Genomic DNA, 22,470 nt, shown 5'->3' with positions numbered 1-22,470 from the left:
GGGCGGCCCCAGAGCTCCGGGCGGCCCCAGAGCCGAGTCCGGACCCAGAGCCGGGACCGGCCCCAGAGCCCCGAGCGGCCCCAGAGCCCCGAGCGGCCCCAGAGCCCCGCCCGGACCCAGATCCCCGCCCGGACTCACAGCTCCAGGCGGAAGCAGTGCCCCTTCTTCCCGGTCGGCGTCACGAACGTCTCGGCCAGCTCCATGCCGAGCCGCCGGGTCACCGCGATCGAGCGCTCGTTGCGGGCGTCGACCATCGCGACGACGCTGCGCAGGCCCGCCGCCCGTACGTGATCCAGCGTCAGGCCCGCCGCCGCCGTCGCGTACCCCTGCCCCCAGTACGCCCGCCCGAGCCGCCAGCCGATCTCGATCTCGCCGGTGGGCCCCCACTCCCGCTCCCAGGGCTGCGCGCCCGTGAACCCGATGACGTCCCCCGCGCCGTCGGTCATCGTCCACAGGCAGAAACCGTGCTCCGCCTCGTGCCTGCGCTGCCGCGCGGTCAGCTCCTCGTACACGGAGAGCTCCGCCGACGCGCCTCCGTGGAACTCCATGACATCGGGGTGGTCGAACACCCTGTGCCAGGCGAGCGCGTCCTCATGGGTGGGGACGCGCAGATCCACGGCGGGCAGAACTCGACTCATGGGCTGGCCCTTCGGCTGAGTGGTCACGGTCGCTGAATAGACTGCCCATGTCCGTGCCGGACGGCACACCGTTTTCGAGCCTGGGGAGAACCCGCCGTGACCGAGCAGCTCAAGCGACTCGCCGACAACGCTGAGCACAGCGCGGACGTGATCGTCGTCGGGGCCGGACCCGCCGGTTCGACCACCGCCTACTACCTCGCCAAGGCCGGCCTCGACGTCCTGTTGCTGGAGAAGACGGCGTTCCCGCGTGAAAAGGTGTGCGGCGACGGCCTCACCCCGCGCGCCACGAAGCAGCTCGTCTCCATGGGGATCGACATCTCCGAGGAGGCCGGCTGGCTGCGCAACAAGGGCCTGCGCATCATCGGCGGCGGCGTCCGCCTCCAGCTCGACTGGCCCGACCTCGCCTCGTACCCGGACTACGGTCTGGTTCGCAAGCGCGACGACTTCGACGAGCAGCTCGCGCGCCAGGCCCAGAAGGCGGGCGCCCGCCTGTACGAGCGGTGCAACGTCGGCGCACCGATCACCGACGATCGCACCGGCCGCATCACCGGCGTGCACGCGAAGCTGGGCGAGGAGAAGCGCGAGGTGACCTTCCACGCGCCGCTCGTCGTCGCCGCCGACGGCAACTCGACCCGCCTCTCCCTCGCCATGGGCCTGCACCGCCGCGAGGACCGCCCCATGGGCGTCGCCGTCCGTACGTACTTCACGTCCCCGCGCCACGACGACGACTACCTGGAGTCCTGGCTGGAGCTGTGGGACCGGCGCGGCGCCGAGGACCGCCTCCTTCCCGGTTACGGATGGATCTTCGGCATGGGCGACGGCACGTCCAACGTCGGCCTCGGTATCCTCAACTCCTCGAAGGCCTTCCGCGAGTTGGACTGGCGCGAGGTCCTCAAGGCCTGGTGCGCGTCGATGCCCGAGGACTGGGGGTACACCCCGGACAACATGACGATGCCGATCCGCGGCGCCGCCCTCCCCATGGCCTTCAACCGCCAGCCGCACTACACCAAGGGCCTGCTCCTGGTCGGCGACGCGGGCGGCCTGGTCAACCCGTTCAACGGTGAGGGCATCGCGTACGCCATGGAGTCCGGCCAGATCGCGGCCGACGTCATCGTGCAGGCGCACGCGCGTGCCACCGACGCCCAGCGCGAACTGGCCCTGCAGCGCTACCCGAAGGTCCTCAAGGACACCTACGGCGGCTACTACACGATGGGCCGCGCCTTCGTGAAGATGATCGGCAACCCGAAGATCATGAAGATCGCGACGCAGCGCGGTCTGACCCACCCGATGCTGATGAAGTTCACGCTGAAGATGCTCGCGAACCTGACGGACCCGACCGGCGGCGACGCGATGGACCGGATCATCAACGGACTGAGCAAGGTCGCCCCGAAGGCCTGACCGGGGCCCCGCGCCCGGCCCGACTTTGCCGGGCCGGGCGGCTCGGGGCAGGGTGGACCCATGATTTTCATCGCCGTGAAGTTCACCGTCCGCCCCGAGCACGCCGACTCGTGGCTGGAGAAGACCGCCGCGTTCACCGCGGCCACCCGCGCCGAGGAGGGCAACCTCTTCTTCGACTGGTCCCGCAGCGTCGAGGACCCGAACCAGTTCGTGCTCCTGGAGGGCTTCCGGGACGGCGACGCCGGCGCCGCGCACGTCGGTTCCGACCACTTCAAGGCGGGCCTGGACGCCATGGCTCCGCTCATCGCCGCCACCCCGGAGATCATCAACGCCGATATCCCGAACGAGGGTTGGGGCGAGATGGGCGAGCTGTCGCCGCAGTCCTGAGCCGCCGTTCCGGGGCCACCGTGCCCCGTTTTTTCCTGACATACACCGAAGGCCGCCGCACCCCGTGAGGGGAGCGGCGGCCTTCGGCCTGCGCGCTGTGGAGTCGCCGTTAAGGCCCCGAGGGGCTTCAGGCGGCTGTGTGCGGCCCGTGAGGGCCGCAGGGTCCCCTGTAGGCCCGGGAGTTCACCCGAGCCTCACAGAGGCGCTCAGAGAACGCGCACGGCTCCGGTCGGCTGGTCGTAGGAGAGCGGCTTCTCGACGACACCGGTCGAGGAGTTCTGCGCGCCGACGAAGTTGCCACCGCCCACGTAGATCGCGACGTGGTAGGCGCTGCCGGAGCCGCCCCAGTACAGGATGTCGCCCGGCTGGAGGTTGTCCAGGCCGACCTGGGTGCCCTGCGTGGACTGGTCCTGCGAGACGCGCGGCAGGTCGACACCGGCCTGCTTGTACGCGGCCTGCACCAGACCCGAGCAGTCCCAGGAGCTGGGACCCGTGCCACCGGACACGTAGGCGTCGCCGATGTGCGACTTCACGAACGACACCACGGCGGCGGCGGAGCCGCTGGCCGGGGCGGGGGCCTCGTCGGAGGAGGACGCGGTGGTCGCCTGGAGCGTGGTGCGCTCGCTGGAGCGGGAGGCGGCGGCCTTCTCGGCGGCCTCGCGCTTGGCGGCGGCCTCGGCCTTGGCCTTCGCTTCGGCCTTCTTCTTGGCCTCGGCCTTCTTCTCGGCGGCGACCTGGTCCTTCTTCGCCTGGTCCGCGGCCTTGTCGAAGGCGGCCTGGCGCTCGGCCTGGACCTGGTAGTTCGCCGCGGCCTGCTGGGTGGCGTCCGCGGACTGGGCGACCTGCGAGGACAGGTCGGTGGTGAGCGTGGGCATCTCCATGGTCTGCGTCACCGGCTCGGCGGCGTTGGCCGAACCAGCCGCACCAGCGACTGCCAGGGTGCTGAGGACGCCACCGGTAACTCCGGCGCGCAGGGCCATCTTCGAGGCGCTGCGACGGGGCTTCCGGTGGCTGGGTATGTGAGCGGTGTGGGACATGAGACCAACCGGTATCAGGGCCTCCCCGATCCCTTCAAGAAACGTGTGGTGCGCCACAGTTGTGAAGCGCGGGGGTGAAACCCCGGCCCGACAGGCTTTATTGACGCCGTAACGGGCAAAGCGGACAGCCCTCCGCGAGGCCCTGAGCATGGGTTTTCCGCGATACGCCCGAATTGCCCCACGCTTACCACCCGTTGAGGCGGTTGGCCAAGCCCGGTTTCTGACGGTGTGACGGCTGCGTGATGCAGGTCACAAGTGGACCCCTAGGGGATGCGATGCACACGCGATGGACACATCTCGCGTCCACTTCCATTCACGCTCGTCCCACCAACGTGTGAACGGCGTCCACTATCAGCCAAGTGCGTCCAGCACCAATTTGCTTGCAGTCTCCACGTCTTGATAGTGGGCGCACCCCTGCGACCAGGGGTAACGCACCAAGTTGTCACCACTGGTGATCACTCAGGTGCTTCGCGTGTGAAGATCACCGCTCATCCGACTTCATGATCCTTCGTCAGGTGGTGGAGATCACAAAGTAGTTGGCGCACCCCGTGTCGCAGATCACAGAGTTGCAGGCATAGGATGCGGGGCAAGTTGGGCTTGTGACCCGCTTCACATGTAGGCGATCTTCGACTGTTCGCAGGACGTGGGAGGCGGGGCGCGAGCTCATGCAACCGCCAGCAGTCAGTGCCGACTGAGAGGAGCGAGGAGCGGTGAACGCCTATGCGCCCATCCTCGTACTGGGAGCCCTCGGGGCAGGCTTTGCGATCTTCTCCGTGATCATGGCCTCCCTGACCGGCCCGAAGCGGTACAACCGGGCCAAGCTCGAGGCCTATGAGTGCGGGATCGAGCCCACCCCCACGCCGGCCGGTGGCGGGCGCTTCCCCATCAAGTACTACCTGACGGCGATGCTCTTCATCGTCTTCGACATCGAGATCGTCTTTCTCTACCCCTGGGCCGTCACCTTCGACGCCCTGGGGGTGTTCGGGCTCGTAGAGATGCTGCTCTTCGTGCTCACCGTCTTCGTCGCGTACGCGTACGTATGGCGGCGCGGCGGCCTGGAATGGGACTGAGCCCCGTATAGGGGAGACCAGGAGCCACAGACCAATGGGACTCGAAGAAAAGCTGCCGAGCGGATTCCTGCTGACCACCGTCGAGCAGGCCGCGGGCTGGGTGCGCAAGTCGTCCGTCTTTCCTGCCACGTTCGGCCTCGCCTGCTGCGCCATCGAAATGATGACGACGGGCGCGGGCCGCTACGACCTGGCACGGTTCGGCATGGAGGTCTTCCGCGGATCGCCCCGCCAGGCGGACCTGATGATCGTGGCCGGGCGGGTGAGCCAGAAGATGGCGCCCGTCCTTCGCCAGGTCTATGACCAGATGCCGAACCCCAAGTGGGTCATCTCCATGGGCGTCTGCGCCTCGTCGGGCGGGATGTTCAACAACTACGCGATCGTGCAGGGCGTCGACCATGTCGTCCCGGTCGACATCTATCTGCCCGGCTGCCCGCCCCGGCCCGAGATGCTGATGGACGCGATTCTCAAGCTCCATCAGAAGATCCAGTCCTCCAAGCTCGGCGTGAACGCCGAGGAGGCGGCCCGTGAGGCGGAGGAAGCGGCGCTCAAGGCGCTCCCGACGATCGAGATGAAGGGGCTGCTGCGGTGAGCGACGCGCACAGCGACAAGGGATCGAACGGGGTCAACCCCGAAAAGGACCTCAGCGCTGCCAACCTCCCGGGCCAGCGCGGGGACCAGGGCGAGGAGATCCGCGTCCAGCGCGGCATGTTCGGCGCCAACAACGGCGGCGACACCTCCGGCTACGGCGGCCTCGTCCGCTCGGTCCGGCTCCCCGGCGAATCCTCCCGCCCCTACGGCGGCTGGTTCGACGAGGTGGCGGACGAGCTGGAGGGCGCCCTGGAGGAACAGGACCTCGTCCCCGAGAACGCCATCGACAAGACGGTCGTCGACCGCGACGAGCTCACCTTCCACATCGAGCGCGAGCACCTGGTCCGCGTCGCCCGCACCCTGCGCGACGACCCGGCCCTGCGCTTCGAACTGTGCACGGGGGTCTCGGCGGTGCACTACCCCGGGGACAAGGGCCGCGAGCTGCACGCCGTCTACCACCTGCGCTCGATCACCCACAACCGGCTGATCCGCCTCGAGGTCTCCGTGCCCGACGCGGACCCGCACATCCCGTCCCTGGTCCCGGTGTATCCGACGAACGACTGGCACGAGCGCGAGGCCTACGACTTCTTCGGGCTCATCTTCGACGGCCACCCCGCGCTGACGCGGATCATGATGCCGGACGACTGGCAGGGCTTCCCGCAGCGCAAGGACTATCCCCTCGGCGGCATCCCCGTCGAGTACAAGGGCGCCCAGATCCCGGCTCCGGACCAGCGGAGGTCGTACTCGTGACAACTCCCCACGCAACCCCGCGCGCGACCACGGAAGGCACCGTCTACACGGTCACCGGAGGTGACTGGGACGAGATCGCCGAGGCCGCGGTCAAGTCCGACGACGAGCGCATCATCGTCAACATGGGCCCCCAACACCCGTCCACACACGGTGTGTTGCGCCTGATCCTGGAGATCGACGGCGAGACGGTCACCGAGGCCCGCTGCGGCATCGGCTACCTCCACACCGGCATCGAGAAGAACCTCGAGTACCGCACGTGGACGCAGGGCACCACGTTCGTGACGCGCATGGACTACCTGACGCCGTTCTACAACGAGACGGCGTACTGTCTCGCCGTCGAGAAGCTCCTCGGCATCGAGGACGAGATCCCGGACCGCGCCAACATCATCCGCGTGCTCCTCATGGAGCTGAACCGGTTGTCCTCGCACCTGGTGGCCATCGCCACCGGCGGCATGGAGCTCGGCGCGACCACGATCATGATCTACGGCTTCCGCGATCGTGAACTCGTTCTCGACATCTACGAGTTGATCACCGGCCTGCGCATGAACCACGCGTACATCCGGCCCGGCGGACTCGCCCAGGACCTGCCGCCCGGCGCGGTGGACCAGCTCCGCGAGTTCGTGAAGAAGATGAAGAAGAACCTTCCCGAGTACGACAAGCTCGCCACCGGGAACCCCATCTTCAAGGCCCGTATGCAGGACGTCGGCTACCTCGACCTCGCGGGCTGCATGGCCCTCGGCGCCACAGGACCGATCCTGCGCTCCGCCGGCCTGCCGCACGACCTGCGCAAGGCGCAGCCGTACTGCGGCTACGAGAACTACGACTTCGACATCCCGACCGCCGACACCTGCGACTCCTACGGGCGCTTCCTGATCCGCCTGGAGGAGATGCGCCAGTCGCTGCGCATCGTCGAGCAGTGCCTGGACCGCCTGGAGCCGGGCCCGGTCATGGTCGGGGACAAGAAGATCGCCTGGCCCGCCCAACTGGCCCTCGGCCCGGACGGTCTCGGCAACTCGCTCGACCACATCAAGAACATCATGGGCACCTCCATGGAGGCCCTCATCCACCACTTCAAGCTGGTGACCGAGGGCTTCCGCGTCCCGCCCGGACAGACGTACGCGGCCGTGGAGTCGCCCAAGGGCGAGCTCGGCGTGCACGCGGTGTCCGACGGCGGCACCCGCCCGTTCAGGGTCCACTACCGCGACCCGTCCTTCACCAACCTTCAGGCCATGGCGGCGATGTGCGAGGGCGGCCAGGTCGCCGACGTCATCGTCGCCGTCGCGTCCATCGACCCCGTGATGGGAGGCGTCGACCGGTGACCACCAGTTCTTCGGAGCAGGGCGTAAGTCTGGGCATGCCACAGCTGCCCGCGCCCGCGTACCCGGACGACGTCCGAACCCGCCTGGAGGCCGACGCGAAGGAGATCATCTCCCGCTACCCCGGCTCCCGCTCGGCGCTGCTTCCGCTGCTGCACCTCGTGCAGTCGGAGGAAGGCCATGTCACGCGCACCGGAATGCAGTTCTGCGCGGACATGCTCGGCTTGACCACCGCCGAGGTCACGGCCGTCGCGACCTTCTACACGATGTACCGCAGGAAGCCGAGCGGCGACTACCAAGTGGGCGTCTGCACCAACACGTTGTGCGCCGTCATGGGCGGCGACGCCATCTTCGAGTCGCTCCAGGAGCACCTCGGCGTCGGCAACAACGGCACCACGGACGACGGCAAGATCACGCTGGAGCACATCGAGTGCAACGCAGCTTGTGACTTCGCTCCCGTGGTGATGGTCAACTGGGAGTTCTTCGACAACCAGACGCCCGAGACCGCCAGGCAGCTCGTCGACGACCTGCGCACCGGGTCCGAGGTGTCACCCACGCGCGGCGCTCCCCTGTGCACCTTCAAGGAGACCGCGCGCATCCTGGCCGGGTTCCCCGACGAGCGCCCCGGCGCCGTCGACGCCGGCGGCAGCGCCGGGCCCGCCTCGCTGATCGGGCTCCGCCTGGCCAAGGGCGAGACGGAGCCCGCGCGCGTGGTCCACCCGCGCGGCGAGGGCATCGAGGGCGAAGCGCCCCACGACCCGTCGCCCACCGAGCACTTGAGCTCGCACGACGCGCCGCAGGACACATCGGCCTCCGACCCGTCCCACCCAGCGGGACCGACCGCCGAGGAGGGGGAGTGATGACCTTGGCAGCCGAAGTCGAGAACAACGACACCAGCCCGGAGAAGCTGCTCTCTCCGGTCCTGTCGGCTTTCTGGGACCAGGACAAGTCCTGGTCTTTGGATGTGTATCGCCGGCACGAGGGATACGAGGGGCTGCGAAAGGCCCTCGCCATGGCACCGGACGACCTGATCGCGTATGTGAAGGACGCGGGGCTCCGCGGGCGTGGTGGCGCCGGATTCCCGACGGGGATGAAGTGGCAGTTCATCCCGCAGGGAGACGGCAAACCGCACTATCTAGTTGTCAACGCCGACGAATCGGAGCCGGGGACCTGCAAGGACATCCCGCTCCTCTTCGCCAATCCGCATAGCCTCATCGAGGGCATCGTCATCGCCTGTTACGCGATCCGTTCGGAGCACGCGTTCATCTACTTGCGCGGTGAAGTGGTCCCCGTACTGCGGCGCTTGCACGAGGCCGTGCGCGAGGCCTACGCCGCGGGGTATCTCGGGCAGAACATCCTCGGCAGCGGTCTCAACCTTGAACTCACCGTGCACGCCGGCGCGGGCGCGTACATCTGTGGTGAGGAGACCGCACTCCTGGACTCGCTCGAAGGCCGCCGTGGTCAGCCGCGACTCCGTCCCCCTTTCCCTGCGGTCGCGGGCCTCTACGCCTGCCCCACTGTGGTGAACAACGTCGAGTCCATCGCGTCGGTTCCCGCAATCATCAATCGGGGCAAGGACTGGTTCAAATCGATGGGGAGCGAGAAGTCCCCGGGCTTCACGCTCTACTCGCTGAGCGGCCACGTCGCGAGCCCCGGCCAGTACGAGGCCCCGCTCGGCATCACGCTGCGCCAGCTGCTCGACATGAGCGGCGGCATGCGGCCGGGCCACCGCCTCAAGTTCTGGACCCCCGGCGGCAGTTCGACGCCGATGTTCACCGAGGAGCACCTCGACGTACCCCTTGATTACGAGGGTGTCGGCGCCGCCGGGTCGATGCTCGGCACCAAGGCGTTGCAGTGCTTCGACGAGACGACCTGCGTCGTGCGCGCGGTCACAAGGTGGACCGAGTTCTACGCCCACGAGTCCTGCGGCAAGTGCACGCCGTGCCGTGAAGGAACGTACTGGCTCGTGCAGTTGCTGCGGGACATCGAGGCCGGCAAGGGCACGATGTCCGACCTCGACAAGCTGAACGACATCGCCGACAACATCAACGGCAAGTCGTTCTGCGCCCTCGGCGACGGCGCCGCCTCGCCGATCTTCTCCTCGCTCAAGTACTTCCGCGACGAGTACGAGCAGCACATCACGGGCAAGGCCTGCCCCTTCGACCCGGCCCGGTCGACGCTCTGGGCCGACAAGCACCGCACGGAGGTGAACGCATGACTGTGACCACTAGCGCTCCCTCCGGGGGCGGCGAGGCGGCGATCCCGCCGGAAGACCTCGTGTCCCTGACGATCGACGGCATCGAGATCAGCGTCCCGAAGGGGACCCTGGTCATCCGGGCCGCCGAGATGCTCGGCATCGAGATCCCGCGCTTCTGCGACCACCCGCTGCTCGACCCGGCCGGCGCCTGTCGGCAGTGCATCGTGGAGGTGGAGGGCCAGCGCAAGCCGATGGCGTCCTGCACCATCACCTGCACCGACGGCATGGTGGTCAAGAGCCAGCTCTCCTCCCCGGTCGCCGAAAAGGCGCAGAAGGGGGTCATGGAGCTGCTGCTCATCAACCACCCCCTCGACTGCCCGGTCTGCGACAAGGGCGGCGAGTGCCCGCTGCAGAACCAGGCCATGTCGCACGGCCAGGCCGACTCGCGCTTCGAGGGCAAGAAGCGCACCTACGAGAAGCCGGTCCCGATCTCGAAGCAGGTGCTGCTCGACCGTGAGCGGTGCGTGCTGTGCGCGCGCTGCACCCGGTTCTCCAACCAGATCGCGGGCGACCCGATGATCGAGCTGATCGAGCGCGGCGCGCTCCAGCAGGTCGGCACGGGTGAGGGCGACCCCTTCGAGTCGTACTTCTCCGGGAACACCATCCAGATCTGCCCGGTCGGCGCGCTGACCTCGGCGGCGTACCGGTTCCGCTCCCGCCCCTTCGACCTGGTGTCGTCGCCGAGCGTGTGCGAGCACTGCTCCGGCGGCTGCGCGACCCGCACCGACCACCGGCGCGGCAAGGTGATGCGCCGGCTCGCGGCCAACGACCCCGAGGTCAACGAGGAGTGGATCTGCGACAAGGGCCGCTTCGGTTTCCGTTACGCGCAGAAGCCCGACCGGCTCACCAACCCCCTCGTACGGGACGCGGAGAGCGGTGAACTGCGGCCCGCTTCCTGGCCGGAGGCGCTGGAGACCGCCGCGCGCGGGCTCGCCGCCGCCCGTGGCCGCACCGGTGTCCTCACCGGTGGCCGCCTCACCGTCGAGGACGCCTACGCGTACAGCAAGTTCGCACGCGTCGCCCTCGACACGAACGACATCGACTTCCGCGCGCGCGTGCACAGCAGCGAGGAAGCCGACTTCCTGGCGGCACGCGTCGCCGGTCGCGGCCGCGACCTGGACGGCAGTGGGGTCACGTACAAGGCGCTCGAGAAGGCGCCCGCGGTCCTCCTTGTCGGGTTCGAGTCGGAGGAGGAGGCGCCCGGCGTCTTCCTCAAGCTCCGCAAGGCGTGGCGGGGACACGGACAGAAGGTCTACTCGCTTTCTACGTATGCGACGCGCGGCCTGGAGAAGGCGGGTGGCACGCTGCTGCCCGCCGCTCCCGGCACCGAGCCAGAGTGGCTGGACGCCCTCGCCTCCGGTGTCGGCCTCGAAGGCGCCGGAGCGGACGCCGCGCAGGCGCTGCGCGGCGAAGGCGCCGTGATCGTCGTCGGTGAGCGGGTCGCGGCCGTGTCGGGCGGTCTCACCGCCGCCGTACGGGCCGCGTCCGCGACGGGGGCCGAGCTGGTGTGGATCCCGCGCAGGGCGGGTGAGCGCGGCGCCGTCGAGGCGGGCGCGCTGCCGTCGCTGCTGCCGGGCGGCCGGCCCGCGACCGACCCGCGCGCGCGGGACCAGGTCGCCGCCGCCTGGGGTGTGGCCGAACTGCCGCACCGCTTCGGGCGGGACACCGGGCAGATCGTGGAGGCCGCGGCCACCGGTGAACTGGGGGCCCTTGTGGTGGCCGGGGTCGAGGTCGCCGACCTGCCGTCCCCGGCACGCGCGCGTGAAGCCCTTCACGAGGTGGGCTTCCTGATCTCCCTGGAGCAGCGGCCCAGCGAGGTCACCGACCACGCAGACGTCGTCCTTCCGGTGGCCGCGGTCGCCGAGAAGGCGGGCACGTTCCTCAACTGGGAGGGGCGCGCCCGGATGTTCGAGGCCGCGCTGAAGCCCGACCAGATGACGCGGCGGGTCGCGCCCACGGACGCGCGCGTGCTGCAGATGGTGGCGGACGCCATGGACGTCCACTTGGGGCTCCCCGATCTGCGCTCGCTGCGCGGCGAGTTGGACCGCCTGGGCAACTGGGACGGGCCGCACGCCACGGAGCCCCTGGAGACGTCGGGCCAGCTGCCGCGCCCCTCCTCCGGAGAGGCGGTCCTCGCAGGACACCGGCTGCTGCTCGACCTGGGCCGCCTCCAGGAGGGCGACGACGCGCTCGCCGGGACCCGGCACGCCGCCCTCGCGCGCGTGTCCGCCACGACCGCCGCGGAGGCGGGCGTGAAGGACGGCGACGTGCTGACGGTCACCGGGGCGCTGGGCAGCGTCGCGTTCCCGCTCCAGGTCACCGAGATGCCCGACCGCGTCGTGTGGCTGCCGCTCAACTCCGAGGGCGGCGGCGTCGCTTCGGACACGGGGGCCGTCCCCGGCGACCTGGTGAAGATCGGCCCGGCCGTCGCCGCCGGATCCCCGGAGGTGCAGTCATGAGTCCCATGGCACTGAGCCCGACACTGAGCCCACTGGCGCTGGAAGACCTCTCCATGTTCGGCCGCGACCCCTGGTGGCTCGTCGTCGTCAAGGCGGTCTTCTGCTTCGCCTTCCTGATGGTGACCGTGCTGTTCTCCATCGTGTGGGAGCGCAAGGTCGTCGCCTGGATGCAGCTGCGCATCGGCCCGAACCGGCACGGCCCCTGGGGCATGCTCCAGTCGCTCGCCGACGGCATCAAGCTGATGCTCAAGGAAGACGTGGTCGTCAAGCGTGCGGACAAGGTGGTCTACATCCTTGCTCCGGTCGTCGCGGCGATCCCCGCCTTCATGGCGATCGCCGTGATCCCGTTCGGACCGGCGGGCAACGAGATCTCGATCTTCGGCCACCGCACGACGATGCAGCTCACCGACCTGCCGATCGCGATGCTCTACATCCTCGCGGTCGCCTCCGTCGGCATCTACGGCATCGTCCTCGCGGGCTGGTCGTCCGGGTCGACGTACCCGCTGCTCGGCGGCCTGCGGTCCTGCGCGCAGATGATCTCGTACGAGATCGCGATGGGCGCGGCCTTCGCGTCGGTGTTCCTGTACTCGGGCTCGATGTCGACCTCGGAGATCGTCGCCCAGCAGCACGACCGCTGGTACATCGTCCTGCTGCCCGTCTCGTTCCTGATCTACATCGTGACGATGGTCGGCGAGACGAACCGCGCACCGTTCGACATGCCGGAGTCCGAGGGTGACCTCGTCGGCGGCTTCAACACCGAGTACTCGTCCATCAAGTTCGCGATGTTCATGCTCGCCGAGTACGTGAACATGGTGACGGTCTCGGCGGTGTCGGTGACGCTCTTCCTGGGCGGCTGGCGGGCACCGTGGCCCATCTCCACGTTCTGGGAGGGCGCGAACCACGGCTGGTGGCCGATGCTCTGGTTCGTCATCAAGGTGCAGCTGCTGCTGTTCTTCTTCATCTGGCTGCGCGGCACGCTGCCACGCGTCCGCTACGACCAGCTGATGAAGCTCGGCTGGAAGGTCCTCATCCCGGTCTCCGTGGTGTGGCTGATGCTGGTGGCGACCGTACGGACGCTGCGCAACGAGAACTACGACTTCACCACCATCGCCTTGTACGTCGGCGCCGCGATCCTTGTGGTCCTGGTCCTGTCGTTCGTCGTGGACATGTACCGCGACCGCGGGGCCAAGCAGCGGGAGGCCGCCGAGGAGCCCGCTGCCTTCGACCCGATGGCGGGCGGGTTCCCCGTGCCGCCCCTGCCCGGACAGACGCTGCCGCCCGTTCCGCGCAGGCGCTCCCGTCGGGAGCGGGAGCTGATTGTCAGTGGTGGCCCCGATACTCAGAGTGACGAGTCGCTTGGCGGATCTCACGATGGAAAGGAGGCGTCCGATGGCTGACGAGACCGACTCCGGCCAGCAGAAGGACACCGAGCCGGGGTTCCAGAACCCCGTCGCCGGCTTCGGCGTGACCTTCAAGGCCATGTTCAAGAAGCGGCTGACCGAGCAGTACCCGGAGCAACCGAAGACCACTGCTCCCCGCTTCCACGGCAGGCATCAGCTCAACCGCCATCCGGACGGCCTGGAGAAGTGCGTCGGCTGCGAGTTGTGCGCCTGGGCCTGCCCGGCGGACGCGATCTACGTGGAGGGCGCGGACAACACCGAGGAGGAGCGCTACTCGCCGGGTGAGCGCTACGGCCGCGTCTACCAGATCAACTACGCCCGCTGCATTCTGTGCGGACTGTGCATCGAGGCGTGCCCCACGCGCGCGCTGACGATGACGAACGAGTTCGAGCTGGCCGACAGCAGCCGCGCCAACCTCATCTACACCAAGGAGCAACTGCTCGCCGGGCTCGAAGAGGGCATGGTCGACAGCCCGCACTCGATCTTCCCTGGCATGGACGAGCAGGACTACTACCGGGGTCTCGTCACCGAGGCGGCGCCCGGCACGGAGCCCCAAGTGGCCGTCTCCAAGGGCGAGAAGCCCGACGAGGCGGCCTCTGAAGAGGCAGAGGAGGTGGATGTATGAGTGCGCAGCTCGCGGCCTCGGTCACGTCCACCGGTGAGGCCTTCCAGTTCTGGATCCTCGGCACGGTCGCCGTCATCGGCGCCCTGTGCACGATCCTGATGAAGAAGGCCGTGCACAGCGCCCTGTGCCTGGCCGGCACCATGATCATCCTGGCGATCTTCTACCTCGCCAACGGGGCGTACTTCCTGGGCATCGTGCAGATCGTCGTCTACACGGGCGCGATCATGATGCTGTTCCTCTTCGTGGTGATGCTCGTCGGCGTCACCGCGGCCGACTCCCTGACGGAGACCATCAAGGGGCAGCGCTGGCTCGCCGCCCTGTGTGGGCTCGGCTTCGGGGTGCTGCTCATCGCGGGCATCGGCCAGGCCTCGCTGAAGCAGTTCAACGGACTCGGCAAGGCGAACGCCGGGGGGAACGTGGAGGGCCTGGCGGCCCTCATCTTCTCCAAGTACGTCTTCGCCTTCGAGATCACCGGCGCCCTGCTGATCACGGCCACTGTCGGCGCGATGGTGCTCACGCACCGCGAGCGCACCGAACGGGCCAAGACTCAGCGCGAGTTGGCGGAGGAGCGCGTGCGCGAGGGCAAGCACCTCCCGCCGCTGCCCGCCCCGGGTGTCTACGCCCGGCACAACGCGGTGGACATCGCAGGCCTGCTGCCCGACGGCACCCCCTCGGAGCTCACGGTCATGCAGACGCTGCGCGAGCGCGGTCAGATCCGGGATGTCTCCGGTGAGGCGATGAGCGATCTGAAGGCTCTGGAGCAGCGGTCGTCCGACCGCCTGGAGCGCTCGGACCGCGACCGGGCCGAGGAGGCTTCGAAGTGAATCCGGTCAACTACCTGTATCTCGCCGCCCTGTTGTTCACGATCGGCGCCACCGGCGTGCTCATCAGGCGGAACGCGATCGTCGTGTTCATGTGCATCGAGCTGATGCTGAACGCGTGCAACCTCGCGTTCGTCGCGTTCTCCCGGATGCACGGCAATCTCGACGGCCAGATCATCGCGTTCTTCACGATGGTCGTCGCCGCCGCCGAGGTCGTGGTGGGGCTCGCGATCATCGTGTCGCTGTTCCGTTCCCGCCACTCGGCCTCGGTCGACGACGCCAGCCTGATGAAGCTGTAAGGGGTCGCTGAATCGTGGAGAACCTGATTGCGCTGCTCGTCGCAGCGCCACTGCTCGGAGCGGCCGTACTGCTGTGCGGCGGGCGGGCGTTGGACCGGGTGGGTCATCTGCTCGGCACACTGCTCGCGGCCGTCTCCTTCGTGATCGCCGTCGTGCTCTTCACCGACATGCTCGGTAGGGGCCCGGAGGATCGCACGCTCAGCCAGCACCTGTTCAGCTGGATCCCCGTCGAGGGTTTCCAGGCGGACGTCGCCTTCCAGCTGGACCAGCTGTCGATGACGTTCGTCCTGCTGATCTCCGGCGTGGGCACGCTGATCCACCTGTACTCGATCGGCTACATGGAGCACGACGAGCGGCGCCGCCGCTTCTTCGGCTACCTGAACCTGTTCGTCGCAGCGATGCTCCTCCTGGTCATCGCCAACAACTACCTGCTGCTGTACGTCGGCTGGGAGGGCGTGGGCCTCGCCTCGTACCTCCTCATCGGCTTCTGGCAGCACAAGCCCAGCGCGGCCACGGCCGCGAAGAAGGCGTTCCTGGTCAACAGGGTCGGCGACATGGGCCTGTCCATCGCCATCATGTTGATGTTCACGACCTTCGGGACGTTCGCCTTCAAGCCGGTGCTCGACAGCGTCGGTGGCACCTCCGAGGGCAAGCTCACCGCGATCGGTCTGATGCTGCTGCTCGCCGCGTGCGGCAAGTCGGCGCAGGTGCCGCTGCAGTCCTGGCTCGGGGACGCGATGGAGGGCCCGACCCCGGTCTCGGCCCTCATCCACGCCGCGACCATGGTGACCGCGGGCGTCTACCTGATCGTGCGCTCCGGGGCCATCTTCAACGGGGCGCCGGACGCACAGCTCGTCGTCACCATCGTCGGCGCGGTCACGCTGCTGTTCGGTGCGATCGTCGGTTGTGCCAAGGACGACATCAAGAAGGCGCTCGCCGGCTCGACGATGTCGCAGATCGGCTACATGATCCTCGCCGCGGGCCTCGGCCCCATCGGCTATGTGTTCGCGATCATGCACCTGGTCACGCACGGCTTCTTCAAGGCGGGCCTGTTCCTCGGCGCCGGTTCGGTCATGCACGGCATGAACGACGAGGTCGACATGCGGAAGTTCGGCGGCCTGCGGAAGTACATGCCGGTCACCTTCGTGACGTTCGGCCTCGGGTATCTGGCGATCATCGGCTTCCCGGGCCTGTCCGGCTTCTTCTCCAAGGACAAGATCATCGAGGCGGCGTTCGCCAAGGGCGGCACGGAGGGCTGGATCCTCGGCTCTGTCGCCCTGCTCGGCGCGGCCATCACCGCGTTCTACATGACCCGCGTGATGATCATGACCTTCTTCGGCGAGAAGCGCTGGCAGCCGGACGCCGAGGGCCACGAGCCGCACCCGCACGAGTCGCCCTCGTCCATGACGATCCCGATGATCGTGCTCGCGGTCGGCTCGGTCTTCGCCGGTGGCTTCTTCTCCATCGGGGACCGCTTCCTGCACTGGCTGGAGCCCGTCACCGGGCACGACCACGGGCACGCGCCCATCAGCGCGGGCGTGGTCACCGGAGCCACCATGGTGTGCCTGGTGATCGGTGTGGCGCTCGCCTGGGTCCAGTACGGGCGCCGCGAGGTTCCCGCCGTCGCCCCGCGCGGCTCGCTGCTCACCCGCGCCGCACGGCGTGACCTGCTCCAGGACGACTTCAACCACGTCGTCCTGGTGCGCGGCGGTGAGCACCTGACGCGCTCCCTCGTATACGTCGACCACACCTTGGTCGACGGGGTGGTCAACGGGACGGCGGCCTCGGTCGGCGGCCTCTCCGGTCGGCTGCGCAAACTCCAGAACGGCTACGTGCGCTCGTACGCCGTCTCGATGTTCGGCGGCGCGGCGGTCATCGCCGCGGTGACCCTGCTGATGAGGGCGGTCTGATACCGATGTCCTTTCCTCTGCTGACAGCGACGGCGGTACTGCCGGCCGTGGGCGCGATCGCCACGGCCGCCGTGCCGGCGAAGCAGCGCACCGCGGCCAAGTGGCTCGCGCTGCTGTTCTCGCTCGCCACCCTGGTGCTCGCGGCGGTGGTCGCGGTCCGCTTCGACCCGGGCGGCGGCCGCTTCCAACTGACCGAATCCCACGCGTGGATCGCGGACTTCGGCGTCCGCTACGAACTGGGTGTGGACGGCATCGCGGTGGCGCTCATCGCGCTGACCGCGCTGCTGATCCCGTTCGTGATCCTCGCGGGCTGGCACGACGCCGACCCGCAGGAGACCGGAAACACCCGGTGGCGGCCGACCCAGGGCTTCTTCGCCCTGATCCTCCTCGTCGAGGCGATGGTGATCATCTCCTTCGAGGCCACCGACGTCTTCCTCTTCTACATCTTCTTCGAAGCCATGCTCATCCCGATGTACTTCCTCATCGGCGGCTTCGGGGACCGGGCCGGCCGGCACGGCGAGAAGGAGGCCGCGACCCAACGCTCGTACGCGGCCGTCAAGTTCCTCCTCTACAACCTGGTCGGCGGCCTCATTATGCTGGCGGCCGTCATCGGCCTCTACGTAGTGGCGGGGAACTTCTCGCTCCAGGAGATCGCCGCCGCGCGGGCCAACGGCTCGCTCGACATGGCGACCAACACCGAGCGCCTGCTCTTCCTGGGCTTCTTCTTCGCCTTCGCGGTGAAGGCCCCGCTGTGGCCGCTGCACACCTGGCTGCCGAACGCGATGGGGGAGGCCACCACCCCGGTCGCCGTACTCATCACGGCAGTCGTCGACAAGGTCGGCACGTTCGCGATGCTCCGCTTCTGCCTCCAGCTGTTCCCGGAGGCGAGCAAGTGGGCGACGCCGGTGATCCTGGTGCTCGCGCTCATCAGCATCGTCTACGGGGCGCTGGTCGCGGTCGGCCAGCGCGACATCAAGCGCCTGATCGCCTTCGCGTCGATCTCGCACTTCGGCTTCATCATCATGGGCATCTTCGCGATGACCAGCCAGGGCCAGTCCGGCGCGACGCTCTACATGGTCAACCACGGGATCTCGACGGCGGCGCTGATGCTGGTCGCCGGCTTCCTGATCTCGCGGCGCGGCTCGCGGCTCATCGCGGACTACGGAGGCGTGCAGAAGGTCGCCCCGGTGCTAGCCGGTACGTTCCTGATCGGCGGCCTCGCCACTCTCTCGCTGCCGGGCCTCGCGCCCTTCGTGAGCGAATTCCTGGTCCTGGTCGGCACGTTCACGCGCTACCCGGTGATCGGCATCATCGCCACCTTCGGCATCGTGCTCGCCGCGCTCTACACGCTGGTCCTCTACCAGCGCACCATGACGGGCCCGGTGAAGCCGTCCACCGAGGGCATCGCGGATCTGCGGGTGCGTGAACTCGCGGTCGTCGTCCCGCTGATCGGCGTACTGATCTTCCTCGGCGTCTACCCGAAGCCGCTCACCGAGCTGGTGAACCCGGCGGTCAAGCACACCCTGTCCGACGTCCACAAGAAGGACCCGAAGCCGGAAGTGGAGGCGGCTCACAAGTGACCACGTCAGCCGTCCACAGTCTGTGGACAACAGTCGCCGCCGCACCTGTTCAGGAGGGGATCTCCAAGATTCCCTCACCGAAGATCGAGTACGCGCAATTGTCGCCGACCTTGATCGTCATCGGTGCCGCCGTCCTGGGGATCCTGGTCGAGGCCCTGGTGCCGCGCCGGTCCCGCTACTACGTGCAGGTGTTCCTCTCGGTCGTCGCGCTCGCGGCCGCCTTCGCGGCGGTCGTGGGGCTCGCGGCCGGCGGGTACGGGACGACGAAGGCGCACATCGCGGCCATGGGCGCGATCGCCGTCGACGGCCCGGCGCTGTTCCTCCAAGGGACCATCCTGCTGTCCGGGCTCGTCGCGATCTTCACGTTCGCCGAGCGGCGGCTCGACCCGGAGGCGCACGGCAACCGCGTCGACTCGTTCGCCGCGCAGGCCGCCTCCGTGCCCGGCAGCGACAGTGAAAAGGCCGCCATAAAGGCCGGGTTCACCACCACCGAAGTGTTCCCGCTGGCGCTCTTCGCGATCGGCGGCATGCTGGTCTTCCCGGCGGCGAACGACCTGCTGACGCTGTTCATCGCCCTGGAAGTCTTCTCGCTGCCGCTGTACCTGCTGTGCGCCGTGGCCCGCCGCAAGCGGCTCATGTCGCAGGAGGCCGCGGTCAAGTACTTCCTGCTCGGCGCCTTCGCGTCCGCCTTCACCCTGTTCGGCATCGCGCTCCTGTACGGCTACGCGGGCTCCGTCTCGTACGCCACGATCGCGAGCGTCGTCGACGGCTCGATCCAGAACGTGGACCCGGCCCTCGCCGACACCATGGGCAACGACGCGCTGCTGCTGATCGGCATGGCGCTGGTCGGCATGGGCCTGCTGTTCAAGGTCGGCGCCGTCCCGTTCCACATGTGGACGCCGGACGTGTACCAGGGCGCGCCGACGCCGGTGACCGGGTTCATGGCGGCGGCCACGAAGGTCGCGGCCTTCGGTGCGCTGCTGCGGCTGCTGTACGTCGTCCTGCCGGGGATGCGCTGGGACTGGCGGCCTGTCATGTGGGCCGTCGCCATCGTCACGATGCTGGGCGGCGCGATCGTCGCGATCACGCAGACCGACATCAAGCGGCTCCTCGCGTACTCCTCGATCGCGCACGCCGGCTTCATCCTGGCCGGTGTCATCGCGACGACGCCCGACGGGGTCTCGTCCGTCCTCTTCTACCTGGCCGCGTACTCCTTCGTGACCATCGGCGCCTTCGCCGTGGTGACGCTGGTGCGCGACGCGGGGGGCGAGGCGACGCACCTGTCGAAGTGGGCGGGGCTCGGGCGCAGGTCGCCGCTGGTGGCGGCGGTCTTCGCGGTGTTCCTGCTGGCCTTCGCCGGTATCCCGCTCACCTCCGGGTTTGCGGGCAAGTTCGCCGTGTTCAAGGCGGCGGCCGAGGGCGGCGCGGGCGCGCTCGTCGTGGTCGGTGTCGTGTCCTCGGCGATCGCCGCGTTCTTCTACATCCGCGTGATCGTCCTCATGTTCTTCAGCGAGCCGAAGACGGACGGCCCGACCGTGGCCGTGCCCTCGCCGCTGACCATGACGACGATCGGGGTGGGCGTCGCGGTCACGATCGTGCTGGGGCTCGCGCCGCAGTACTTCCTGGATCTGGCGAGCCAGGCCGGGGTGTTCGTGCGGTAGCGGGCGGTACAGCCGCCGTCGCGCATGGTGGAGGCCCGGTCCCTGAGAGGGGGCCGGGCCTTCATGTGTCCCGGGAATGCCCCCAGCCTGTGGATAACTTTCCGGGGTGTCAGTCCGGACCCCTATCGTTACTGGAGAAGTCGAGACGAGCTGGACGCACGGGGGCAGGGCGATGGACGGGACACAGGGTATGAGCGAGGTGACCGGGAGCGAGGCGCTAGCCACGCTCCACCGGGTCTTCGGGTACGACGCTTTCCGCGGCGAGCAGGAAGCGATCATCGATCACGTGGTGGGCGGTGGGGACGCCGTCGTGCTCATGCCGACCGGTGGCGGCAAATCGCTCTGCTACCAGATCCCGGCGCTGGTCAGAGCCGGTACGGGGATCGTCGTCTCGCCGCTGATCGCGCTGATGCAGGACCAGGTGGACGCGCTGCGGGCGCTCGGCGTGCGCGCCGGATTCATGAACTCGACGCAGGACTTCGAGGAGCGCCGCCTCGTGGAGGCCGAGTTCCTCGCGGGCGAGCTCGACCTGCTCTATCTGGCGCCCGAGCGGCTGCGCCTCGACTCCACGCTCGGACTGCTCTCCCGCGGCAAGATCTCCCTCTTCGCGATCGACGAGGCGCACTGTGTGGCGCAGTGGGGCCACGACTTCCGTCCCGACTACCTCACCCTGTCCGTGCTCGGCCAGCACTGGCCCGACGTGCCGCGCATCGCCCTGACCGCCACGGCGACGCACGCCACGCACCAGGAGATCACCCAGCGCCTCGGCATGCCGGACGCCAAGCACTTCGTGGCGAGCTTCGACCGGCCCAACATCCAGTACCGGATCGTCGGCAAGTCCGACCCGAAGAAGCAGCTGCTCAGCTTCCTCAAGCAGGAGCACGAGGGCGACGCGGGCATCGTCTACTGCCTGTCCCGCAAGTCCGTGGAGGCGACCGCCGAGTTCCTCAGTCGCAACGGGATCGAGGCGGTGCCGTACCACGCGGGCCTGGACGCGGGCACGCGTGCGAGGCACCAGTCGCGGTTCCTGCGCGAGGAGGGCCTCGTCGTCTGCGCGACCATCGCGTTCGGCATGGGCATCGACAAGCCGGACGTACGGTTCGTCGCCCACCTCGACCTGCCGAAGTCCGTCGAGGGCTACTACCAGGAGACGGGCCGCGCCGGGCGTGACGGACTGCCGTCGACGGCGTGGATGGCGTACGGGCTGCAGGACGTGGTGCAGCAGCGGAAGCTGATCAACATGGGGGAGGGGGACGAGGCGTTCCGGCGCCGCGCCTCCGCCCACCTCGACTCGATGCTGGCGCTGTGCGAGACGGCGCAGTGCCGCCGGGCCCAGCTGCTCACCTACTTCGGGCAGGAGGGCGCCGAGTCCTGCGGCAACTGCGACACGTGCCTGTCGCCGCCCGAGACGTGGGACGGCACGGTCGCCGCGCAGAAGATCCTGTCGACCGTGGTGCGGCTGGAGAGGGAGCGGCGACAGAAGTTCGGCGCGGGCCAGATCATCGACATCCTGCTCGGCAAGCGCAGCGCCAAGGTCATCCAGTTCGACCACGACCAGCTCTCCGTCTTCGGCATCGGCGAGGAGCTGGCCGAGACCGAATGGCGGGGCGTGGTGCGGCAGTTGCTGGCGCAGGGGCTCATCGCCGTCGAGGGCGAGTACGGGACGCTGGTGCTCACCGAGGAGAGCGGTTCCGTGCTGGGGCGGCAGCGGGAGGTGCGGCTGCGCAAGGAGCCGAAGCCGGCGCCTCGGGCGGCGGTGGCCCGTGAGCGCAAGGGCAAGTCGCCCGCGGTCGACCTGCCGGCGGAGGTGGCGCCGGTCTTCGAGGCGCTGCGGGCCTGGCGCGGGGCGCAGGCGAAGGAGCACGGCGTGCCGGCGTACGTCATCTTCCAGAATGCGACGCTCAGCGAGATCGCGCTTCAACAGCCCACGTCTCTGGCCCAGTTGGGCACGATCGGTGGGGTCGGCGAGAAGAAGTTGGCGACGTGGGGGGAAGGGGTTCTTGGGGTTTTGGCGGGTCTTAGGGGTGACGCGGCGCCGGGTACCTCCCAGGAGGCCGGGCCCTCCGGGGTGGGGCGGGGCGACGAGCCCTGGCCCGATTATGTGGGCCAGGAGCCGCCGCCGGAGGATGAGCCGGTGCCGGAGGATGTGGACTGGTAGCACGGGGTGGGGGTCGCGGGGCTCTGCCCCGGGCCCCGCGGGCTCTCGTCCGAAGAGCGGGGCTCAAATGGCCCGGCCCTCGCTGCTCGCCCGTCGCAGGGGCTTGAAGGCCGGTG

At 68.7% G+C, this 22,470-nt stretch carries 19 protein-coding genes; 17 read left to right on the top strand and 2 right to left on the bottom strand.

The window, feature by feature from the left end:
* Positions 1-134: 134 nt before the first annotated feature.
* Positions 135-638 carry a GNAT family N-acetyltransferase gene (locus tag ACOKM3_RS19225; protein WP_328632670.1) on the bottom strand — a complete coding sequence of 168 codons (504 nt, stop codon included), beginning with the start codon at positions 636-638 and terminating at the stop codon, positions 135-137.
* A gap of 96 nt (positions 639-734) precedes the next feature.
* Between ACOKM3_RS19225 and ACOKM3_RS19220 the strand changes: the two genes are divergently transcribed.
* Complete coding sequence (locus tag ACOKM3_RS19220; protein ID WP_426902016.1) at positions 735-2,036, top strand: geranylgeranyl reductase family protein; 1,302 nt, start codon at positions 735-737, stop codon at positions 2,034-2,036.
* Positions 2,037-2,096: 60 nt separating this feature from the next.
* Positions 2,097-2,423 carry a putative quinol monooxygenase gene (locus ACOKM3_RS19215; protein ID WP_426902014.1) on the top strand — a complete coding sequence of 109 codons (327 nt, stop codon included), beginning with the start codon at positions 2,097-2,099 and terminating at the stop codon, positions 2,421-2,423.
* 206 nt (positions 2,424-2,629) lie between these two features.
* Here ACOKM3_RS19215 and ACOKM3_RS19210 read toward each other — a convergent pair whose 3' ends face one another.
* Positions 2,630-3,460, bottom strand: a complete 831-nt coding sequence (locus tag ACOKM3_RS19210) for a C40 family peptidase (protein ID WP_426902012.1) — start codon at positions 3,458-3,460, stop codon at positions 2,630-2,632.
* Positions 3,461-4,170: 710 nt separating this feature from the next.
* Between ACOKM3_RS19210 and ACOKM3_RS19205 the strand changes: the two genes are divergently transcribed.
* The 15 genes from ACOKM3_RS19205 (at position 4,171) to recQ (ending at position 22,354) form a co-directional block, all read left to right on the top strand.
* A complete protein-coding gene (locus ACOKM3_RS19205; RefSeq protein ID WP_266712909.1) occupies positions 4,171-4,530 on the top strand; it encodes an NADH-quinone oxidoreductase subunit A in 360 nt (119 codons plus the stop codon).
* Positions 4,531-4,564: 34 nt separating this feature from the next.
* On the top strand, positions 4,565-5,119 hold the full coding sequence (locus ACOKM3_RS19200; RefSeq protein ID WP_006133126.1) for a NuoB/complex I 20 kDa subunit family protein: 555 nt from the start codon (positions 4,565-4,567) through the stop codon (positions 5,117-5,119).
* A complete protein-coding gene (locus ACOKM3_RS19195) occupies positions 5,116-5,868 on the top strand; it encodes an NADH-quinone oxidoreductase subunit C (RefSeq protein ID WP_426902010.1) in 753 nt (250 codons plus the stop codon). Before ACOKM3_RS19200 ends, ACOKM3_RS19195 begins: the two co-directional genes overlap by 4 nt.
* On the top strand, positions 5,865-7,187 hold the full coding sequence (locus tag ACOKM3_RS19190) for an NADH-quinone oxidoreductase subunit D (RefSeq protein ID WP_426902008.1): 1,323 nt from the start codon (positions 5,865-5,867) through the stop codon (positions 7,185-7,187). Before ACOKM3_RS19195 ends, ACOKM3_RS19190 begins: the two co-directional genes overlap by 4 nt.
* Positions 7,184-8,044, top strand: coding sequence for an NADH-quinone oxidoreductase subunit NuoE (gene nuoE / locus ACOKM3_RS19185; protein ID WP_426902006.1), 861 nt, complete (start codon positions 7,184-7,186; stop codon positions 8,042-8,044). Before ACOKM3_RS19190 ends, nuoE begins: the two co-directional genes overlap by 4 nt.
* Complete coding sequence (gene nuoF, locus ACOKM3_RS19180; protein WP_426902004.1) at positions 8,044-9,402, top strand: NADH-quinone oxidoreductase subunit NuoF; 1,359 nt, start codon at positions 8,044-8,046, stop codon at positions 9,400-9,402. Before nuoE ends, nuoF begins: the two co-directional genes overlap by 1 nt.
* Positions 9,399-11,900 (top strand): NADH-quinone oxidoreductase subunit G, encoded by a 2,502-nt coding sequence (locus ACOKM3_RS19175; RefSeq protein ID WP_426902003.1) that lies wholly within the window; start codon positions 9,399-9,401, stop codon positions 11,898-11,900. The genes nuoF and ACOKM3_RS19175 overlap by 4 nt, the downstream gene beginning before the upstream one ends.
* Positions 11,901-11,923: 23 nt before the next feature.
* Entirely contained in the window at positions 11,924-13,297 is a 1,374-nt protein-coding gene (gene nuoH / locus ACOKM3_RS19170) for an NADH-quinone oxidoreductase subunit NuoH (protein ID WP_426906831.1), read from the top strand.
* Positions 13,290-13,925, top strand: a complete 636-nt coding sequence (gene nuoI / locus ACOKM3_RS19165; protein ID WP_426902001.1) for an NADH-quinone oxidoreductase subunit NuoI — start codon at positions 13,290-13,292, stop codon at positions 13,923-13,925. The genes nuoH and nuoI overlap by 8 nt, the downstream gene beginning before the upstream one ends.
* Positions 13,922-14,749, top strand: coding sequence for an NADH-quinone oxidoreductase subunit J (locus tag ACOKM3_RS19160; protein ID WP_426901999.1), 828 nt, complete (start codon positions 13,922-13,924; stop codon positions 14,747-14,749). Before nuoI ends, ACOKM3_RS19160 begins: the two co-directional genes overlap by 4 nt.
* Positions 14,746-15,045 (top strand): NADH-quinone oxidoreductase subunit NuoK, encoded by a 300-nt coding sequence (gene nuoK, locus ACOKM3_RS19155; protein WP_003974374.1) that lies wholly within the window; start codon positions 14,746-14,748, stop codon positions 15,043-15,045. Before ACOKM3_RS19160 ends, nuoK begins: the two co-directional genes overlap by 4 nt.
* Before the next feature lie 14 nt (positions 15,046-15,059).
* Positions 15,060-16,955 (top strand): NADH-quinone oxidoreductase subunit L, encoded by a 1,896-nt coding sequence (gene nuoL / locus ACOKM3_RS19150; protein WP_426901998.1) that lies wholly within the window; start codon positions 15,060-15,062, stop codon positions 16,953-16,955.
* Positions 16,956-16,960: 5 nt separating this feature from the next.
* Positions 16,961-18,535 carry an NADH-quinone oxidoreductase subunit M gene (locus ACOKM3_RS19145; RefSeq protein ID WP_426901996.1) on the top strand — a complete coding sequence of 525 codons (1,575 nt, stop codon included), beginning with the start codon at positions 16,961-16,963 and terminating at the stop codon, positions 18,533-18,535.
* Entirely contained in the window at positions 18,532-20,196 is a 1,665-nt protein-coding gene (gene nuoN / locus ACOKM3_RS19140) for an NADH-quinone oxidoreductase subunit NuoN (RefSeq protein WP_426901994.1), read from the top strand. The genes ACOKM3_RS19145 and nuoN overlap by 4 nt, the downstream gene beginning before the upstream one ends.
* Before the next feature lie 190 nt (positions 20,197-20,386).
* Positions 20,387-22,354: a DNA helicase RecQ gene (recQ, locus tag ACOKM3_RS19135; protein WP_426901992.1), complete on the top strand. Its 1,968-nt coding sequence runs from the start codon at positions 20,387-20,389 to the stop codon at positions 22,352-22,354.
* The last annotated feature ends 116 nt before the right edge of the window (positions 22,355-22,470 follow it).

The sequence above is a fragment of the Streptomyces nidicola genome, from assembly GCF_050106155.1.
Taxonomy (GTDB): Bacteria; Actinomycetota; Actinomycetes; order Streptomycetales; family Streptomycetaceae; genus Streptomyces.
This window is presented reverse-complemented; position numbering and strand designations above follow the sequence as displayed.